Source organism: Bacillus sp. ISL-39, from assembly GCF_018613295.1.
GTDB lineage: Bacteria > Bacillota > Bacilli > Bacillales > Cytobacillaceae > Mesobacillus.
This window is the reverse complement of the sequence record NZ_JAGGQM010000007.1, coordinates 13,975-33,514: the sequence shown is the minus strand read 5'-3', so window position 1 is coordinate 33,514 and position 19,540 is coordinate 13,975. Positions and strand designations below refer to the sequence as shown.

Annotated in this window: 21 protein-coding genes and 1 pseudogene; 10 read left to right on the top strand and 12 right to left on the bottom strand. The window is 42.2% G+C overall.

Features of this window, described 5'->3' with window-relative positions; genetic code table 11:
- Positions 1-53 precede the first annotated feature (53 nt).
- The 5 genes from J7E37_RS08055 (at position 54) to J7E37_RS08035 (ending at position 8,067) form a co-directional block, all read left to right on the top strand.
- The gene (locus J7E37_RS08055; protein ID WP_214778800.1) at positions 54-1,169 is read left to right on the top strand and encodes a methionine biosynthesis PLP-dependent protein; all 1,116 of its coding nucleotides are present in this window, start codon (positions 54-56) and stop codon (positions 1,167-1,169) included.
- Positions 1,166-2,344, top strand: coding sequence for a cystathionine beta-lyase (gene metC / locus J7E37_RS08050; RefSeq protein WP_214778797.1), 1,179 nt, complete (start codon positions 1,166-1,168; stop codon positions 2,342-2,344). The genes J7E37_RS08055 and metC overlap by 4 nt, the downstream gene beginning before the upstream one ends.
- Positions 2,344-4,206 carry a bifunctional homocysteine S-methyltransferase/methylenetetrahydrofolate reductase gene (locus J7E37_RS08045; RefSeq protein ID WP_215023461.1) on the top strand — a complete coding sequence of 621 codons (1,863 nt, stop codon included), beginning with the start codon at positions 2,344-2,346 and terminating at the stop codon, positions 4,204-4,206. Before metC ends, J7E37_RS08045 begins: the two co-directional genes overlap by 1 nt.
- Entirely contained in the window at positions 4,187-7,639 is a 3,453-nt protein-coding gene (metH, locus tag J7E37_RS08040) for a methionine synthase (protein WP_215023459.1), read from the top strand. The genes J7E37_RS08045 and metH overlap by 20 nt, the downstream gene beginning before the upstream one ends.
- A gap of 137 nt (positions 7,640-7,776) precedes the next feature.
- The gene (locus J7E37_RS08035) at positions 7,777-8,067 is read left to right on the top strand and encodes a hypothetical protein (protein WP_215023457.1); all 291 of its coding nucleotides are present in this window, start codon (positions 7,777-7,779) and stop codon (positions 8,065-8,067) included.
- 31 nt (positions 8,068-8,098) lie between these two features.
- Here J7E37_RS08035 and J7E37_RS08030 read toward each other — a convergent pair whose 3' ends face one another.
- Positions 8,099-8,320 (bottom strand): hypothetical protein, encoded by a 222-nt coding sequence (locus J7E37_RS08030; protein ID WP_214778789.1) that lies wholly within the window; start codon positions 8,318-8,320, stop codon positions 8,099-8,101.
- A 217-nt stretch (positions 8,321-8,537) separates the two neighbouring features.
- Between J7E37_RS08030 and J7E37_RS08025 the strand changes: the two genes are divergently transcribed.
- Positions 8,538-8,756 carry a hypothetical protein gene (locus J7E37_RS08025; protein ID WP_353049995.1) on the top strand — a complete coding sequence of 73 codons (219 nt, stop codon included), beginning with the start codon at positions 8,538-8,540 and terminating at the stop codon, positions 8,754-8,756.
- Between the two features lie 63 nt (positions 8,757-8,819).
- Here the strand turns inward: J7E37_RS08025 and J7E37_RS08020 are convergent, their stop codons facing one another.
- A complete protein-coding gene (locus tag J7E37_RS08020) occupies positions 8,820-8,966 on the bottom strand; it encodes a hypothetical protein (RefSeq protein WP_214778787.1) in 147 nt (48 codons plus the stop codon).
- A gap of 110 nt (positions 8,967-9,076) precedes the next feature.
- Positions 9,077-10,090 carry a VanW family protein gene (locus J7E37_RS08015; protein WP_214778785.1) on the bottom strand — a complete coding sequence of 338 codons (1,014 nt, stop codon included), beginning with the start codon at positions 10,088-10,090 and terminating at the stop codon, positions 9,077-9,079.
- A gap of 172 nt (positions 10,091-10,262) precedes the next feature.
- Here J7E37_RS08015 and J7E37_RS08010 point away from each other — a divergent pair, with 172 nt between their 5' ends.
- Positions 10,263-10,694 carry a DUF4395 domain-containing protein gene (locus J7E37_RS08010; protein WP_214778783.1) on the top strand — a complete coding sequence of 144 codons (432 nt, stop codon included), beginning with the start codon at positions 10,263-10,265 and terminating at the stop codon, positions 10,692-10,694.
- Positions 10,695-10,707: 13 nt separating this feature from the next.
- Here the strand turns inward: J7E37_RS08010 and J7E37_RS08005 are convergent, their stop codons facing one another.
- On the bottom strand, positions 10,708-11,241 hold the full coding sequence (locus tag J7E37_RS08005; protein ID WP_214778781.1) for a DUF1572 family protein: 534 nt from the start codon (positions 11,239-11,241) through the stop codon (positions 10,708-10,710).
- A 186-nt stretch (positions 11,242-11,427) separates the two neighbouring features.
- Complete coding sequence (locus J7E37_RS08000) at positions 11,428-12,795, bottom strand: MATE family efflux transporter (RefSeq protein WP_215023455.1); 1,368 nt, start codon at positions 12,793-12,795, stop codon at positions 11,428-11,430.
- A gap of 172 nt (positions 12,796-12,967) precedes the next feature.
- Here J7E37_RS08000 and J7E37_RS07995 point away from each other — a divergent pair, with 172 nt between their 5' ends.
- Positions 12,968-13,804 (top strand): GDSL-type esterase/lipase family protein, encoded by an 837-nt coding sequence (locus J7E37_RS07995; RefSeq protein ID WP_215023453.1) that lies wholly within the window; start codon positions 12,968-12,970, stop codon positions 13,802-13,804.
- Between the two features lie 25 nt (positions 13,805-13,829).
- Here the strand turns inward: J7E37_RS07995 and J7E37_RS07990 are convergent, their stop codons facing one another.
- From J7E37_RS07990 to J7E37_RS22040, 5 genes and pseudogenes are all read right to left on the bottom strand, one after another.
- The gene (locus tag J7E37_RS07990; protein WP_214778778.1) at positions 13,830-13,979 is read right to left on the bottom strand and encodes a hypothetical protein; all 150 of its coding nucleotides are present in this window, start codon (positions 13,977-13,979) and stop codon (positions 13,830-13,832) included.
- A 29-nt stretch (positions 13,980-14,008) separates the two neighbouring features.
- Entirely contained in the window at positions 14,009-14,380 is a 372-nt protein-coding gene (locus J7E37_RS07985) for a hypothetical protein (RefSeq protein ID WP_215023451.1), read from the bottom strand.
- A gap of 22 nt (positions 14,381-14,402) precedes the next feature.
- Positions 14,403-14,846, bottom strand: coding sequence for a DUF3231 family protein (locus J7E37_RS22050; protein ID WP_251009570.1), 444 nt, complete (start codon positions 14,844-14,846; stop codon positions 14,403-14,405).
- Positions 14,847-14,990: 144 nt separating this feature from the next.
- Positions 14,991-15,107 (bottom strand): annotated as a pseudogene (locus tag J7E37_RS22045) (DUF3231 family protein); the annotation flags it as partial.
- Between the two features lie 14 nt (positions 15,108-15,121).
- Positions 15,122-15,406, bottom strand: a complete 285-nt coding sequence (locus J7E37_RS22040) for a DUF3231 family protein (protein WP_353049994.1) — start codon at positions 15,404-15,406, stop codon at positions 15,122-15,124.
- 170 nt (positions 15,407-15,576) lie between these two features.
- Here J7E37_RS22040 and J7E37_RS07975 point away from each other — a divergent pair, with 170 nt between their 5' ends.
- Positions 15,577-15,951, top strand: a complete 375-nt coding sequence (locus J7E37_RS07975; protein WP_214778777.1) for a hypothetical protein — start codon at positions 15,577-15,579, stop codon at positions 15,949-15,951.
- Positions 15,952-16,024: 73 nt separating this feature from the next.
- On the opposite strand, the gene J7E37_RS07970 is transcribed toward J7E37_RS07975, so the two are convergent.
- On the bottom strand, positions 16,025-16,363 hold the full coding sequence (locus tag J7E37_RS07970; protein ID WP_214778776.1) for a nuclear transport factor 2 family protein: 339 nt from the start codon (positions 16,361-16,363) through the stop codon (positions 16,025-16,027).
- A 73-nt stretch (positions 16,364-16,436) separates the two neighbouring features.
- Complete coding sequence (locus tag J7E37_RS07965; protein ID WP_214778775.1) at positions 16,437-17,975, bottom strand: DHA2 family efflux MFS transporter permease subunit; 1,539 nt, start codon at positions 17,973-17,975, stop codon at positions 16,437-16,439.
- 183 nt (positions 17,976-18,158) lie between these two features.
- Between J7E37_RS07965 and J7E37_RS07960 the strand changes: the two genes are divergently transcribed.
- Entirely contained in the window at positions 18,159-19,028 is an 870-nt protein-coding gene (locus J7E37_RS07960; RefSeq protein WP_214778773.1) for a TetR/AcrR family transcriptional regulator, read from the top strand.
- Positions 19,029-19,540 lie beyond the last annotated feature (512 nt).

Genomic DNA, 19,540 nt, shown 5'->3' with positions numbered 1-19,540 from the left:
TTTTCATAAAACAAAAATTGCCATCTGACTATCTTTCATTAGGAGTGAATACATTGGCAGAAATCGATACGAAGTTAGCGCAGCTTGGCAACAGAAGTGAATCATCAACAGGTGCGGTCAACCCACCAATCTATTTAACGACGGCATACCGCCACGAAGGGATTGGCCAATCGAGCGGATATGATTATGTCCGCACTGGCAACCCTACTCGTGAAATTCTTGAAAAAGCGATCGCAGACCTTGAGGAAGGTGAACGGGGATTTGCCTGCAGTTCCGGAATGGCAGCAATCTGGACCGTTCTGTCCTTATTTGAACACGGGGATGAATGGATTGTCTCTAAGGATTTATACGGAGGAACTTACCGTCTTCTTGAGCAGGGTTTCAAAAAGTGGGGGTTAAATAGTACATATGCTGACATGGCAGATCTACACGAAATCAAATCCGCAATCAATCATAGGACAAAGGCTCTTTTTGTAGAAACGCCGACAAATCCGCTGATGGAGCAGGCTGATATTGAAGCCATCGCAAATATCGCAAAAGAGAGCGGTATTCTGCTGATTGTGGATAATACCTTCTACACCCCCCTGCTGCAAAAACCATTGGCTTTAGGTGCAGATATCGTGATCCATAGTGCAACTAAATATCTTGGAGGTCACAATGATGTCCTTGCAGGGCTCATCGTTGCCAGGGGACAGCAGATATGTGATTCCCTCTTCCTTCATCATAATGGCGGTGGTGCGGTGTTAAGTCCTTTCGACTCCTGGCTGCTCATTCGCGGGATGAAAACACTGGCATTAAGGATGGAACGCCACGAGCAAAATGCCAGGGAACTGGTAGATTATTTGCAGAATCATCATGCAGTGAAGGATGTCTTGTATCCAGGCAGAGGCGGAATGATTTCTTTCAGAGTACACTCTCCTGCTATGGTCAATCCGTTTCTTAAAAGTCTATCAACCATTACTTTTGCAGAAAGCCTTGGTGGCGTCGAAAGCTTCATTACCTACCCTGCGACTCAGACACATGCTGATATCCCAGCTGAAATTCGTGAAAAAACCGGGGTTTGTGACCGACTGCTTCGATTCTCTGTGGGAATCGAAAATGTTGCCGATCTGATAAATGATTTAGACGACGCATTCCAAAAGGCAAGCCAGGAGGCAGAAGCGATATGAGCAGATATACATTCGAAACCCATCTGCTCCATAACAAGCATAAATTCGACCCTGCAACCGGTGGAGTAAGCGTACCGATCCAGCATGCCTCAACCTTCCACCAGCCGTCGGCAGACAAGTTCGGAAAATATGATTATAGCCGCAGCCTTAATCCAACCAGAGAGGCACTTGAGGAAATAATCGCCGAGCTAGAGGGCGGTGTACGAGGTTTTGCTTTTTCTTCCGGGATGGCTGCCATTTCAACTGCCTTTTTGCTTCTTTCTCAGGGAGATCATGTAGTCATCACCGAGGATGTTTATGGCGGGACATATCGAATGGTTACTAATGTTTTGAACCGTTTTGGAATTGAGCATACTTTTGTGGACATGACAGACCTTGAAGCGGTAGAACAAGCGATTAGGCCAAATACTGCATTATTTTATGCTGAAACTCCCTCTAATCCGCTGTTGAAGGTAACAGATATTCAAGCGATCAGCGAAATAGCGAAGAAACACGGCGCACTTACATTTGTTGATAATACTTTCATGACTCCATACTTGCAGCGTCCGCTTGAACTTGGAGCTGATATTGTCCTTCACAGCGCCACAAAGTTTCTTTCCGGCCACAGTGATACTGTGGCGGGTCTGGCGGTAGTTAAGGATGAACAACTGGCCAATAGGCTTTATTCCCTGCAGAACTCGTTCGGGGCAGTCCTGGGGGTTCAGGATGCGTGGCTTGTCATGAGAGGCATTAAAACCTTGTCAGTCAGAATGAACCAATCTCAGCAAAGCGCAAAGAAAATCGCTGGATTTTTAAAGAAGCAGCCTTTAATCAAGGATGTCTTTTACCCTGGTCTTGCGAATCATCCGCAGTCAGACCTTCAGATCCAGCAGGCATATGGGCCAGGAGCGGTTCTTTCATTTGAACTGGAAGATGCGGAGGTTTTAACTAGATTTATAGAACAAGTGAAACTTCCAGTTTTTGCAGTCAGCCTTGGAGCAGTAGAATCCATCCTCTCCTACCCTGCAAAAATGTCACATGCGGCCATGCCGCAGGACGAACGAGAAAGGCGTGGAATCACTGATGGCCTCCTTCGACTCTCTGTCGGGCTGGAAAACGCCGGCGATTTGATTGCGGACTTTGAGCAAGCTTTTGATTACATAGGAACTTTAGCAGCACAAAAGGAGGAAGTCTAATGAGTTTCCTGAAACGACTGGAAAATGAAATATTAATTGCCGATGGAGCAATTGGCACTCTCCTCCACTCTTATGGAGCCGGTATCTGTTTTGAAGAGTTGAACATTTCCCATCCTGAAGAAGTAATACAGATTCATAAGGCCTATATAAATGCGGGTGCCGACTTAATCCAGACGAACACATACGCAGCCAATTATATAAAACTTGAAAGATATGGGCTCGAGGATCAGGTAAAAGAGATTAATAGTGCGGCGGTAAAGCTCGCCCGACAGGCTGCAGGCACTGATGCGTATGTACTTGGCACGATTGGCGGCAACCGGGGAATCAGGCCTTCCGCCATCCCGATTGAGGAAATTAAAAGAAGCTTCAGGGAGCAGCTATACTGTTTACTCCTTGAGGGCGTAGACGGACTTTTATTAGAGACATTTTATGATATGGAAGAAATCGAGACCATTCTTGAGATAGCCCGGAAGGAGACCGACCTGCCAATCATTGCTCAGGTATCCCTCCAGGAAATAGGAATCATGCAGGACCAGACCCCGCTTCAGGAAGTTTTCAATAGACTAGAGGATCTTGGCGCTGATCTTGTGGGTCTGAATTGCAGACTTGGTCCCCATCATATGATTTCCAGTCTTGAGCAGATAGAGCTGCCATCAAAGGCCTTCCTTTCCGCCTATCCGAATGCCGGACTGCCTGCCTACACAGATGGTAAATTCCATTACGAAGGCAATCCTGAGTACTTCGGCAAGTCTGCCCGCAGCTTCCGTGACCAGGGAGTCAGGCTGATTGGCGGCTGCTGCGGAACGACTCCAGAACATATCAAAGCATTTGCTGATGAGCTAAAAGGGTTGCCGCCAGTGTTGGATAAGAAACTCCCTGCAAAGAAGCCGAAAATTGTTGTCACACCCGCTGACGTAAAAAGACCTTTAGCTCCACTTCATCAAGTGGTGAAAGAACGTCCATCCGTAATCGTGGAGCTTGACTCACCTCGAAAACTGGATACGACACGCTTTTTTGAAGGAGCAAAAGCATTAAAGGATACTGGTATTGATGCCTTGACCCTTGCAGACAATTCACTTGCTTCACCCAGAATTTCAAATGCAGCTATCGGCCATCTGGTAAAAGAAAAAATCGGTTTGCGACCACTTGTACATTTAACTTGCCGTGACAGGAACATCATTGGCCTTCAGTCACATTTAATGGGTTTGCATACACTCGGGCTGCATGACGTGTTAGCCGTAACGGGTGACCCTGCCCGTGTCGGTGATTTTCCTGGTGCTTCGTCTGTTTTTGATGTTTCTTCCTTCGAGCTAATAGAGATGATCAAACAGTTTAATGATGGTCTCTCCTATTCTGGAAAAGATTTAGGACAAAAAGGTGCATTCTCTATTGGTGCTGCCTTCAATCCAAATGTTCGTTCCATCGAAAAGGCTGTCATGAGGATGGAAAAGAAAATCCGCGCTGGTGCAGATTATTTCATCACCCAGCCAGTTTACTCTGAAAAAATGCTTTTGGAGGTCCATGAAGCAACAAAGCATATTGATGCCCCTGTTTATATCGGACTCATGCCGCTAACAAGCAGCAGAAATGCTGAATTCCTTCATAATGAAGTTCCCGGCATCAAGATTTCACAGGAAATACTCAACATTATGGCGAAATTCAATAATGAACCGCTGCTGTCCAAAAAGGAAGGCATCGCGATTACAAAAGGTTTGATTGAGGCTGCAGCAGAACTGTTTAACGGAATCTATATCATCACACCTTTTATGAATTATGAGATGAGTGTTGAGTTATCGAGCTACGCTAATGAGTGCAGCAGCCTTCTAAAGAGGAGGAAACAGAATGTCAACCTTGTTAACTGAACAGATGAAGAATAAAATCCTGATCATGGACGGAGCGATGGGAACGATGCTCCAGCAGGCAGACTTGACCCCCGCAGATTTTGGCGGAGAAGAATATGACGGCTGTAACGAAATCCTGAATATAACTGTTCCGGAAGTAATTGAAAATATCCATCGGGAATACTTTGAAGCCGGTGCAGACATCGTGGAGACCAATACCTTCGGTGCTACGAGCCTGGTCCTTGATGAATATGGCATCGGCCATAGAGCTTATGAAATCAACAAAGAAGCCGCCCTTATTGCCAGGAAAGCGGCTGACAAGGCCTCCACTCCCTCCCAGCCGCGATTTGTGGCTGGTTCAATGGGTCCGACTACCAAAACACTAAGCGTGACCGGTGGCTCAACCTTTGAAGAAATGTCTGCTTCCTATGAAGAACAGGCGCTTGGCTTGATCGATGGGAATGTCGATTTGCTCCTGCTTGAAACGAGCCAGGACTTGTTGAACGTAAAAGCGGCTTATACCGGCATCCAGCGTGCATTTCAGAAAAGTGGCAAAGAACTACCTCTCATGATTTCTGCCACAATTGAGCCAATGGGCACGACACTTGCTGGCCAATCTATTGAAGCTTTTTATATTTCAGTCCAGCATATGAATCCGATTGCGATCGGACTTAATTGCGCAACCGGACCGGAGTTCATGCAGGAACATCTGCGTTCCCTGTCCTCCCTTTCGACTGCTGCTGTCAGCTGTTATCCGAACGCTGGGCTGCCTGATGAGGAAGGTCAATATCATGAAACGCCTGACACGCTCGCTCAGAAGCTATCTGACTTTGCCCGTGAAGGCTGGCTTAATATTGTTGGCGGCTGTTGCGGCACTACTCCTGCACATATTAAGGCGATTTCGGAAAAAATGCAGGAACGCCCGCCAAGGCAAACGGAAGAAAATAAGCTGCATATGGTTTCGGGGATTGAGCCTTTCATCTATGATGATCCAACACTAAGGCCAATTATGGTTGGTGAACGGACGAACGTGATCGGTTCCAGAAAATTCAAACGCCTGATCTCAGAAGGCAAACTGGAGGAAGCAGCAGAAATAGCGAGGGCTCAGGTGAAAAATGGAGCCCATGTCATCGATATCTGCCTGGCTGACCCGGACAGAGATGAACTTCAAGATATGGAAGGTTTTATTAAGGAAGTTGTTAAAAAAGTGAAAGCGCCGCTTGTGATTGACTCTACTGATGATGAGGTAATTGAAAAAGCATTGAGTTATTCGCAGGGTAAGGCAATCATCAATTCCATCAATTTGGAGGATGGCGAAGAAAGGTTCGAATCAGTTGCACGCCTTATCCACAAATATGGTGCAGCTGTCGTGGTAGGAACGATTGATGAGGAAGGTATGGGAGTTTCCGCTGAAAGAAAATTGGAAATTGCCAATCGGTCATACGACCTTCTTGTCAATAAATATAAAGTACCGGCACAGGACTTGATTTTTGATCCGCTTGTCTTCCCAGTCGGCACCGGGGATGAACAATATATTGGATCAGCGAAAGCGACCGTGGAGGGAATCAGGAGAATCAAAGAAACTTTCCCGGAAACACAAACGATTCTTGGAATCAGCAATGTTTCCTTTGGCCTCCCTCCTGTTGGCCGTGAGGTGTTAAATTCAGTATTTCTTTACCACTGCACCCAGGCTGGCCTAGACTACGCAATTGTGAACACGGAAAAACTAGAGCGTTTTGCTTCAATAAGTTCTGAAGAAGTTAAAATGGCCGAAGATTTATTATTCAATACAACCGATAAAACTCTTGCGGAATTCACCGATTTTTATCGGGGTAAAAAGAAAGAAACAAAAAGCACCCTGCCTGATATGCCGCTTGAAGAAAGACTCTCCTACTATGTAGTTGAAGGAACGAAAGAAGGCCTTCTTCCCGACCTTGATCATGCACTTGAAGCCTACTCTGCCCCGCTTGATATCATCAATGGTCCATTGATGGCCGGGATGAAAGAAGTTGGCAGGCTGTTCAATGACAACCAGTTGATTGTGGCGGAGGTCCTTCAGAGTGCAGAGGTCATGAAGGCGGCTGTGTCCCATTTAGAGCCACATATGGAGAAAAATGATTCAACAGCAGCAAAGGGAAAGGTGCTCCTAGCGACTGTAAAGGGCGATGTCCATGATATTGGCAAAAACCTGGTGGATATTATCCTCAGCAATAATGGTTATGATGTTGTCGATCTAGGAATCAAGGTGACACCAACTGCCCTTATTGAGGCGATTAAAAAGGAAAAACCAAATATCGTTGGCCTTTCAGGACTGCTTGTTAAATCTGCACAGCAGATGGTGCTGACTGCCCATGATATGAAACAGGCTGGCATCGACACTCCTATCCTTGTGGGCGGCGCTGCCTTATCAAGGAAATTCACTGATACGAAAATCGCTAAGGAGTATGACGGACTTGTTTTATATGCAAAAGATGCGATGAATGGGCTGTCGATTGCGAATCAATTGCAGGAGCCGGACGGGTACGAACAATTTTTAACTGAACAAAAGGCTAAGAAAGAAGCTGCGATGGATAAGCAGGACTATACGACAACGGGCCGAACTTCTGCCACAACCGTTTTAGAACGTCCAAAGGTAACAGCAAAGGCACCGGTATTCATCCCGCAGGATACAAAGAGGCACCTTGTTAAATCCTACTCCCTGTCCCATATTGAGCCCTATGTAAACCAGCAAATGCTTCTGGGGCATCACCTTGGACTAAAGGGAAAGGTAGAAAGACTGCTGGCTGATGGCAATGAAAAGGCAGTCAAGCTCCAGGAAGTAGTCCAATCCCTTTTAAAAGAAGCCAAGACAAATAATTGGATTAAACCTGCGGCCGTTTATCAGTTCTTCCCTGCCCAGTCAGATGGAAATAGGCTGTATGTATTTAATCCTGAAAAACCCGATCAAATTGCAGAAACATTTGAATTTCCGCGACAAGAGGTTTCACCTGGATTATGCCTGGCAGATTTTGTCCGCCCTGTCAGTGATTCCGAAAAGGATTACATCGGAATGTTCGCAGTGACAGCAGGTGCAGGAATTCGCCAGGCAGCAGAACAGCTGAAAAACGAAGGGCGATTCCTGGAAAGCCATGCACTCCAGGCACTTGCTCTTGAAACGGCAGAAGGATTCGCGGAATTGATCCATCGCCAAATCCGTGATCGTTGGGGTTTCCCGGACACACCGGCTATGACAATGAAGGACCGTTTCGCCGCCAAGTATCAAGGCCAGCGATTTTCATTCGGATATCCAGCTTGCCCAGACCTGGAAGATCAAAGAAAGCTTTTCAACTTGATCAAACCAGAAGATATCGGGATTAATTTAACCGAAGGATTCATGATGGAGCCCGAGGCATCGGTCACAGCTATGGTCTTCTCCCATCCAGACGCAAGGTATTTCAATGTGTTGAAAACTTAATAGGAATCGAAGCCCAGTATTTTAAAGTACTGGGTTTTATCGATTTGAGGATTCTGACCTTAAGTATCCCGAATAACAACTATTGTTATCGGTAAAGATACTCAATGGCACAAATATTTCGAAACGAGGGACAACTAATGAAGGAACTTTTACAGCAAATCAGAAGTGAGCTAGAAAAGGCTTATACAAATCCTGAATCGAATGATTTAGGTCAGAGCATTCGCCAGCTTCAGGATGCAAAGGAACAATACGGTGACAAAGGCACAATGATTGAAGATGTTATCCGCTCATTAAGTCAAGCCAAACACTCAGAACAGGCTCTTGAGAATGCAGGTGATATTCCTTCCGCAGGCGCGTTCGGACAAGCCTATAATGCCCTGCAGCATGCAATTGAATCATATTCTAATACTAATAATGATCCATTTTAAGAAGGATCCCCGGTTCGTCCGGGGATACTTTTTATTCCTGTATGATTTGTGTTTGGTAACTTGACATAAAGCTCTCAATAACTTTTTCCAAATCACCACTCGCTTCCGGTACCTGTACAATCACCTCATTCCTTTTCTCAATAGCAACTACGTTAATATGATCCATTCGATTTACATCTAGCTGAAGCCTTAAAGCATCTGAAACAGCTTTAGCTTCAAAACCCTCACCAAGTATATAACGATTATTCCTCACATCTCATCTTCCCTTTCAAATGTTTTTCATTGTCGCTATATAGTTTCTGTTATCTAGCTGTAAATATAGCCAGACAGGAAACTAAATTTTGTCTTTAGCGAAATCTTTACTGGAACTGCTATACCTGGTGGCAAAGATGACATATTTCTTTTAATTTTTTGGATAATAAAACTATATCTGGTAAATATTATTTTCATAAAGTAGATGGAGGTTCAAGGTGGAATACAAAAATAACATGGAGTTCGAAATCCTTAATGGCTTTTTGCCCAATATGTATAACTCAGACAGATTGAAGGTTCTAGAGGTTTCAAACAGCAGCGTAATCATCAAAATGAACAACGCGGAGAATCGGAGTGTTTTTCCGGTGGATAACTTTGACTATTGGATCAAACGCGGCTTGTTGGTGAATGTTAATGAAAAAAGGCGGACATCCTAAAAGGAGAAAACAGCGGTATATTAGCCGCTGTTTTCTTTTGTATTGCTATTAGGAAGTATTCGATTAATTATTCCTTCTTAACGAAGTACTCCACTTAATCCTTTTAAACTCTTGATAAAGTTTATAAGTTTCCCAATAATCATGTTTTCTCTTCATTTCTTCTTTCTTTGTATTCCATATATATTCTAATGCTAAATAATTCATTTCCATATCTTTCGCCTCCCTTATTCTTAAATCAAGAATAAGGGATTTGAATTATGGAAACATTCACCATCAGATTGATTCTTCCTCCATCTTTTGGCGGAATCAGCTTAAGACCATTAAATACCTTTCTTCATTTGAGCTTGGTACTCTTTGGAGGTCCTCACTTCTACGGTCAAAGACCCTTTTCCCACTATTGCTTTCAGTAAAAGTGGCACGCCTGTTGTGTTCTCGAACCTGAAATCCTTGCCTCCATAGGAAACCGTTGCATCCCTTCCTTCTGGGACATAGCCTACAGATAAGGAATGATGATGTTTTTCCACATATCCAACACCTAGAACATCAACTGCATTGTATAAAGTAGACGAAGTCTGGCAGATGCCTCCTCCTATCCCCATGACCAGCTTTTTGTTCACAATTTCTTCAGCAGGCTGATAGCCATGTGCTTCATCGCTTGGTCCGACAGTCGTATTAAATGAAAACACATCCCCAGTTCCCAAGATAACATTATTAATAGCCTCAGCTGACAGTTCAATATTCTTCGTCCTGCCTGCAACGGAAGCGTTAAAATAGGTTGTGTATTTTCCAACAACAACCTCGCCCAGCTGAGCAGCATCATTGAGTTGGTAACCACTCGCCGTTACATAAAGTGGCAGCTCGACATTTCCCCCTAGTTCTGAAGCCTCGAGGATCTTTTCAACTAGCTCCGCTTCTTCCAAAACAATTAAAGGATTCCCTTTAATCACCTGTCCATCCGGACCAAGCTTATCCGGAATCATCCTTTGGTCGTACCCAGGTTTCGTATCCGTCCCGCGAGCCAATTGTCGGGCCCATTTCTCCAATTCTGCTCTATACCTTGCATTGTCATTTCCATAACCCATCTTCTCCGGTGTAAGTGATCGAACCAATTCTTGAGTGGTAGGCTCGATAACATTCACTACAATTGGTTGAGCCTCTTCTTCTTCTTTAACAGGCTCATTTCCTTCATCTGCATTTTCTGTTTCTTGCTCGCCCTCCTGTTCATTCACCTTATTCTCTGTCTCAGCTTTCTTTGCAGTAGATTCCGAACAGCCAGCCAATCCAATGAATACCGCAACAATCAACAGCCAAATAACCCTCATTTTTCTCCCCATGTTACCCCCATCATTCCTCTATATATTTAAAAACAGCATTCCATTATATTCAGGGATACTTTTCCATATTTCCGCAAGTTCTTTAAAAAATAAAAATAAATACCTAAGGCTTCACTTTTCAAGAAAAAAAAGATAAAATACTTATAAACCAATATGAAAGGTAGGAATTGAAATGACTGATGAAATTCGCACAATTCCTCGGCCCCTGGTTAGAACAAATCAGTGGTTTATTGTCTTAAGTGTAATTAGTACCTGGTTAACAGGTTTAGAATGGATTTTGGCTTTGCCACTTCTCGCTGGCATTTCAGGGCTGTTATTTGGATATAATCCGGTAATGAGAATAGCGAGCAGCTTCCTTAGCAAGAATAAATCGGATTATATCCCGGAGGAGTGGGATCAACAACAGTTCAATCAAAAAATCGCTGTTGGCTGCCTAGCAGGCGGACTGATTGCCTATGCCAATGGTTTAACGTTGTTGGCAAATATATTTACTATAATGGTAGCTTTAGCCGCATTTATAGCAATCCTTGGATTTTGCATTGGCTGCTTCATTCGTTTTCAATGGTCTAAATACAAACCAAAAAAACATGCAGTTAATTCTTAAGAGAGACCTTCCGTTAGGTCTCTTCTTTATTTTGATTCCCCATCATTTTTTCATTGAATTGCTGTGAATAACCCTTTGGAATACTGAGCGTGTTCCATTCCTCATTCTTGATTATCTTCGCTAAAAAGACAATCTGCCCAGCATGGGTTGCTTGATGGACAACCTGACGCTGGATCGCTTCAATGGCAGTATGCGGTTCATTTCTTATAAAGACTGTTTTATCCAAATCTTCCTCCGATAACTGTGAAAGTGTTTGAAAAAGCACAGTCCAGCCAGCATTCCAATGTGATATCAGTGCCTCCCTAGTGGGAAATGTACCTTCGAATTCCCCGTCCCTGTTGCGGTCAGGCTTCTCACCATCCGCTGTCAAAAAGTCACGAAATCTTGATTGAAGATTCCCGCTCATATGCTTAGCAATAATGGCAATGCTATTTGATTCTTCGTTTGGCGAATAATGAAGCTCCTGAAAATTCAATTGCTCCATCGCTCTTTCAGACTGATTTTTTATGTTCTTGAAATTCTCAGTGGCCAAATTTAAATAAGTCATTTTTTACACCTCCATAAACTAATTATTCCTCCGAAAAGAGAGAATCCCTTCTTTGTTTTATCAAGATAAGGATTTTTTATTAATCACATTGTACGGATATCCAGTAATTATGAGTTCGAAAACCAATAGGTTAAACGATGATAGAGGCATAAAAAAAGCGAGATTCCTTATGGAATCTCACTCAAATTAAATAACTTCTGCCAAATTAGCGTTAAAACGGCGCTTTTGGATAAATATCAGTCTTAAAGATAAGGATATCCCTGCTGCGAGCAATCCGATTGTCAGACCTACCCAGTAACCAGAAGCTCCAAGCCCGGTATTATGGGCCAGCATGTAGCCGACCGGAAGACAGATGAGCCAGTATGCAATCAATGTGATAACAAAAGATATATTCACGTCTTTGTATCCGCGCAATGCTGCGAGCGCAGTCGCCTGGATTGCGTCGGAAATCATGAAAAATAAGGCGTAAACCAAAAATTGGCCGGTTAATGCAATCACTGCTGGTTCATTTGAATAAAATCCTGCTACCTTATAGCGGAATAGTACGACTAGCAGTCCGGCTCCAACTGCAATGATCGCACCAAGATAGATCCCCATCCAGCTGTAGGCTTTAGCATCATCATAACGGCCAGCCCCAACTTCGAATCCGACCAAAACAGTTTGCGCCATTGATATGCTCATCGGAATCATATATAGAAAAGAAACAATATTCAAAGCTGACTGATAAGCGGCAATAGTAGTGATGTTAAATTTACTGATCAATATGGTGACGACAGCAAACATGCTAGTTTCAAAGAAAATGGATAATCCCATCGGGACACCGATTTTCAAGATCTCCTTCACTTTCTCACCCGAAAATTCCTTGAAGTATTCCAACCCGACAAACTCCGAGAATGGCTTTTGCTTGATAATGACAACAGCAGTCAATCCCGCGATTACATAATAGGTAATCGACGTTGCATAACCTGCTCCGGCTCCTCCTAATTCAGGAAAACCCCAATGACCGAAAATCAGGACATAATTCAAGAAGAAATTGATTGGCAGGGACATTAGCAGTATATACATGACCACCCTTGTTTTACCAAGTGCATAAATGAATGACCTCAATACATTAAAAATAAATAATGGGATGATTCCAAAGCTTAATCCGGCCAGATAGCGAAAGGCCGTTTCGTGAACACCTTCTGGAAGGTTCATCGCTGTTAAAATAGGATTCAGCAGAAAAACACCCAAAACGATAACAAGTACTGCAATGATTAATGCCAAATAAATACCATGAGTGAGGATGGATGAGACTTCTTTTCCCTTCTTTTCACCAAACCGCTGGGCTGCAATTGGCGAAACTGCAAGAAGTATTCCGCTGAGTCCTGTGAAGACCGGGCTCCAAATCGATGACCCAATCGCCACTCCGGCTAGATCCGTAGAATTATATTTTCCTGACATGATCGTATTAAAGAAGACCATTGAAAACATCCCTAATTGAGTGATCAAGATTGGGATCAGCATGACAAAAATCTGTTTTATTTTCTCTTTTGTCGAATATGTCTGGTACATCTGTGTACTCCTTGAATATAGTAATTATATAATTATAGCAAAATCTTAGCTTAACGACCGTTGTTTTTTCGAATTACTAAATATTAATATTATTTTAAAAATGGAAATACCCCCCTAATTATTTCCTTCATAATCCTTGATACAATAGAAATATATCGAGGAGTGAATCAACATGAAAATCATAAAATTTCTACTGCTATCATCTCTGCTTGCCGTCCTGTCATTTTCCGTGTGGATTTACTATCCCCAATACCAAATCAATAAAATCAAGCAGGAAAATGCACCAACAGTTGAAAAGACCAATAAGCTTACTTATATAGATTATTACAGAGCAATACCAGACAGTACCATCCATCATCTTGCAATCGGGGACTCAATTATCCGTGGCTACAATATCCCGGAGGAAGAAAACTTCATCAGCCAATTTTCCACCCAGTTAAGTGCCGAAACAGGCAAACAAGTCGTTTCCCAGAACGAAGGAGTAATCGGTATTACCAGTGAGAGGTTGAATCTTATGGTACAGGACGGAGTGTATGACGAAGCGATCAAAGAGGCCGACCTTATAACTGTTAACGTTGGCGGCAATGATATTCTTAAATTGGTAAAGAAGAGCGATATTTACAGTGCTTTAAAATCCTTTGACAGTCTGCAAAAGGATTTTTCACAAAATCTTGCTGAGGTTACCACGAAAATTGCTGAATTGAATCCTTCTGCAACAATCGTGCTTCTTGAGCTGTATAACCCGATGCCAGCCGACCACCAATTCTATTCCCTGGCAGATAAGCTTCTTCCAAAATGGAATTTAATGATTTATGAAGCAGCAAAAGGGACTACATCATCGATTGTGGTACAAACGACGAATGTCATCAACAGTGATAATTTGGAATATTTGTCTAGTGATGGAGTGCATCCGAACTTTTCTGGCAATACAGCCATATCGAGTCAGATCCTCCAGCAGTTCCAACAACAGCATAAAGCGGATGCCGTCCTGGCAAACCGCCAAAATTAAGCTGGGCCGTGCGCCTGGCTTTTATTTATTTTTGCTGTTCCTCATGGAATTGTTCATTTAATAAAGGGTTTTCAGTTGTGGCAAAATTGACGGATTGGAGACTTGTTTCTTCATCGAGTCCAAATAATTTGGCTACTTCACTCTCATAGGCCTCGCCTTCTGTATCTTTTTTCATTTGCGTTCACCTCCGTTCAAGGATTTTATCTAAGAACGATATTCCGCCTGATAGGAGTTGTGCCCAGAATGTACCGACAGCAATGTGTCTGCATACCCTACCAGCCGATTTACAATTTCTTCTGCCAGTCCATAGACAAGCAGATGATTTCCTTCCCCATGAAGGTCAGGATCATCAAAAATGACTGTTGTATTGATAAATATTTCCTTATTGCCGTATAGATTGTAATGGATTATCGCCTTCCCCGCAGCTCCCCCGCTAACTGGATCCTTAAACCCTGGGATAAATACATACCATTCTTCTGCTGATGCAGAACGAAAATTCTTGGTGAATTTCATGCCCGTAATTTCTTTAGACAGGTTTGAATCTTCCATGGAAATAACTTTATTTTGATCGCTCATTGTGCTCACCACTAATTTCTGCTTATTTCTTAGCTAAATCATTCCGGTCTGCAGCAAGCGGAGGCTGTTCAAGCCATCCTTCATGGATCATGATATTTGCTCCGTCTTCGGCATATAATAAAATCTCTCCGTTTAAACGGGCATAAATTGCTGCAATATCCTTCCTTTGACTGGCCGCAATAGACATTCCATAATTGCCGCTGCCGGAAAAATTCATCAGGCCAAAATGGAACATCATCAATTTATCTGAAAATGGCGATTCCTTTGATTTGGATATCTCGTGATCCCAGGTCATCGGAACAGGAAGATTCTCATCGCGAAGAAATCCGGAAAAAATCTTGATATGCTTTTCCGCTACTTCCTTTCCTCTTAGGAGATAATTTTGGACCTTATTTGATTTGGCAACCTGACTAAAACCAATTGCAAGTGCTTCCCCTAATTTATTTGTCTGTATGTTCGCGTACAAGTGAGTAATCTCCATGGCCGTCAAAGTTCGTTTACTGCCCATGAAATCTGATAAAAAGCTTTGTTTATGAATGAACTCATTTTTGTCAGGATAAGGGATATAAGCGGGTCTGACTAAGAGTCCTTTTTCTTGCAATAGTTTTGTTGCTTCATTATTCAACTCGATTGTCGACTTTAAACATTTCGTGTAAAAAGATAAGATGTCTTCTCTGAAAACATGTGGCTGAAGAAATCCATATACCGCTAAGCCGCCTCTTGCCATATGCTTGACATAATTCAAATAGAATGGATCTGAAACAACATGGGTGCCTGTTTGTTAACGTCCTGTTCCGTAAAGCCGATGGGAACAGGAATGTTTTCCTTAAGGAATATTTTTTTAATAATTTCTGCATGTTGTGCTGATATATCGTATGCATGCTCCACGACTGTTTTGATTTCTGGATCAACAACTTTTTCAAGGAAATGCCCAAAAACACAGACAGACATTGTATCTCCAAGGTAATTTTGGTGAAGCGCTGCTAATTCAGCTGATGTCAATTGGATGTTTTCGTGTTTCGTCACTTCTTTCAAACCCTTCTGTGTAGTTAAGGATAGATTCCCCCTTAAGAACGAAATTATAATGGTATAACTCGACCGGTTATGGTCTGCATTAACAGTTTTTTTACCTGATATTCGTTGCAAACTATTGCAGGAACATTGTTTCCACAACTACATTATTGGGAGGAAAACAGATGCATACAATTCAGCATGGGTTACAGCAAGTGAATCAAACACGCCAGATCGCTCAGCAGTTGATTCAACAAACTCAGCAGGGCAGCCAGCAATATCAGATGATGCTGCAGCAGGAACAACAGAACATTCACATGCTTGAACAATTGCTTCAGCGTGAGAAGCAAGCAGCGCAAATGATTGAGGTTAGCCTTCGAAATCATGACCTTGCCATTAACCGATGCCAGGAAGTCATCAATTTATGCTCCCAGATGGCCAGCGAGCTATCAGGCAACAATGTTTCCACCTATGGATTCCAGACTGCCATCCAGCAACCGGTTCATTATCAGCAGCAGTCTGTGTCCCAATTCATGCAACAACCTTCTTTTAACCAGTAGGACTGGATTATTCCCAGAAGTTAAAAAGCCAGCACCTTGTAACGAACTGGTGCTGGCTTTTTATTTGCCAAGATTATAAAAACCAAACCTTCACGATCTTCTCGCCTTCTATTTCATATATGGCAACCGCTTTTTTCGGTTCGGAATTTTCCCTTCCTGTTACGAGTTCATGGTCAACAACCTTGTTCCAGTGGACCATTCTGGCCAATAGTTCCGCATGGTTATTGGGATGGTCTGTAAAAAGCTTTCCGTATCTGGTTCGCATTTCATCAATACCCCGTGCAGTCACCCTGTTACCAGGAAAATCCATAATCACTACATCATCACTATAAACAGATAAAAACTCTTCTAAATCTTGTTTGTTATAAGCGTCAAGTTGTTTTTGCGCAAGCATTTCTGATATTTTCTCCATTAATATTCTCCCTATAAATCAAATTTGTTTACTTTTTATTATACAAAACCCCCTGGTATCCAGGGGGAAGTAATTAATTATTAACTAATTTATGAGAAGGTTTTTTGGCAGGAGCATTTTTGCCAATTGTGTCTTCCGCCTGTGTTGCGCGTTTGATAAAGAAAGCAAGCACCAACGCAATCGCTGATAAGAATACAGTGACAAAAAAAGCGTCATTGATTCCCTGAAGCATCGCTTGCATGGCAATCTGCTGCTCCATTTCCGCTTGTACAGCAGGAGTAACTGCTTTACCTGCAGCTGAAGCTTCTTTAAGTGCTGAGGCTGCTAATTCTTTTCCATAGGATTCTGCACGCATTGACATTACCGTTACCAACAAGGCTGTTCCAATTGCACCAGAAACCTGCTGCAGCGTGTTGTTCATTGCTGTGCCGTGTGGATAATAACGAGCCGGCAACTGGTTTAGTCCATTTGTGTTAACTGGCATATTAACCATCGACATGCCGAACATGCGAACCGTATAAAGGATGATCAGCTGAGTATAAGTCGTTTCCATAGAAAGCTTGCTGAAAAAGTAGCTCGTCACAAGCGTAATGATCAGACCAACGACAGCCAAAGCGCGACCGCCAAACTTATCAAATAATTTTCCAGTAATCGGAGACATAATTGCCATGGCAATCGCTCCTGGCAACAGCATTAAGCCCGCATCCAATGGTGAAATGCCGCGTATTGTCTGCACGTAGATTGGCAGAAGCAGCATTCCAGAAAACAAAGCCATTGTGACGATCATAGAAATCACTGATGATAAAGCAAACATTGGATATTTATAAATCCTGAAATTCAACATCGGATTATCCTGGCGTAATTGACGAAGGATAAAGACGATTAGTGAAACTGCACCTATCGTTAATGTTAGATAAACATGTGGACTGTCCCATCCCTTCGAACCGGCAGAACTGAAGCCATACAGGAGCCCGCCGAATCCTACGCTTGATAGTGATAAAGAAATGATGTCCAAACGCATATACACTTTCTCTTTTTTATCTTTTAACAGGAAGAATCCCAGTAACAATACCGTGGCTGCGATTGGCGTTACAAAATGGAAAAGCATCCTCCAGTGGTAATGCTCGATGAGCCAGCCTGAAAGTGTCGGACCGATAGCGGGTGCGAACATAAGCACCAACCCGAATACTCCCATTGCGGTCCCGCGTTTTTCAATCGGGAAACTTACAAGCATGACATTCATCAACAGCGGCATCATGATCGCTGTACCCGAAGCCTGGATCATCCGTCCTCCCAATAATATCGGGAATATATGTGCTGCTCCTGATAAGATCGTACCCAATGTGAATAAACCCATTGCGGTCAAAAATAAATTCCTAACCGAATACTTTTGGATCAAATACGCACTAAGAGGTATCATGATTCCACTGACGAGCATGAACCCGGTTGTCAGCCATTGAACTGTCGTTGCTTCTACCTCAAGATCAGTCATTATCGAAGGCAAAGCTATATTAAGCAAGGTATTATTTAAAAATGCGATAAAAGCCCCAACAATTAATACCGCCAATATTCCATAGGGCGGTTTCTCAGGTGTTTTCATATTTTGTTCCATTCTATATCCCCCTATAATTGTTCACAAATTTGTAAACAATGTAATTGCATAGACACTAGCATATACCATCGGTACAATTTTTGCAACGTTTTTAAATCCCCTTAACAAAGGGATTTGTAAAGACCGAAAATTTAATGTAGTATAATTTTTATACAATCAGTACAAAAAGGTCGAGGTGATAAAATGAACGACAGAAAACGGCATGTTATTGAAAAAGCACATCAGCTATTTATAGAAAAAGGATTCCAGGCCACCTCTATTCAGGATATCCTCGATTACAGCGGAATATCAAAAGGAACCTTCTATAATTATTTCTCATCCAAAAATCAATTGCTTATGGATATTTTTAAAACAGCGTTCAGAAAGATGGAGATTGATCGTAATGGACTGCTGCATGGAAAGGCTCCTGGTGACCCGGAAGTCTTTATCAGCCAAATCGAATTTCAGATGAATGCAAACCGTAAAAACAAAATCATCCCGCTATTTGAAGAAGTGTTTTTCTCTGGAGATAAAGAACTTAAGCAATTCATTGAAGTTGGACAAATGAAGATATTACGCTGGTTTTCAAATCGGCTTGGAGACATTACGGATGAAATTTGCCAGCCATACCTTCTCGATGCGGCCATAATGCTTAATGGAATCCTGATTCAGAATATCAGATTTCATCGTAAAGCTAACGGTGAGGCAGCAAGTTTACGCCCGGTTGTCAAGTATAGTGTAAATCGAATTTTAAATATGCTTGAAGAGCTAGCGTTATCTGAAGACCAATTGTTGCCACCCGAAACCTTGGATAACTGGCTTCCGGTGTCTGCAACTGAGTCTCTTGACTGGAGGATGAAAGTTCAATCAGTCGTATCCCGCTTGAAGAAGATGGAATGCAATAATAGGGATTCTCTCAAAAAGCTGGATTTCATCGAGGAAGAAATGCTTCGATCATCATCACCAAGAAAATTCCTGATTGACAGTGTTTTGTTATCATTGAACACATTCAATAAAAGTGAGTTAGATGAATTACAATCACTGTTAGACGATAATCTGCTTGAGAAGGCATAAAAAAACGGGGAGAAAACAGTTTATTTGTTTTCTCCCCGTTTTTTTGAATTTTAATAGGAGGATTGTGCTGGCGCCGGTCAATTTATTTTGCTTATATGTAATCGTAAATATATTTTTAGCTATATTGGTACATGATCGATAAAAATGTGAGAATATGTTGCTTGGGTTTTTCATTAAGGCTGTTTTCGTAAAGATTATTGTTAAAATCCTAAAGCCGATTTTAACGTATATAAAGTCATTTTGCTGGTCGGTATTAAGTTTGCAGGCTCTTTTCTCATTATAAAGAGTCAAGTTTGCAAAGAAAAAATGTCATTTAATCCTATTTTTTAGTCAATAGCAACAAAGTTTGAGAAAAGGCTTCATTAAAGTCAAATTAGCAACTGAATTTTCCTTCAATTAGGTTTGATTGCTAGCATTTTATTGATGAATAAATATTTATTGGCGGTTTTCACAACTTTATTGGCGATAATTTGATTTTATTGTCGATTATAAACTTTTATTGGCGAAATATG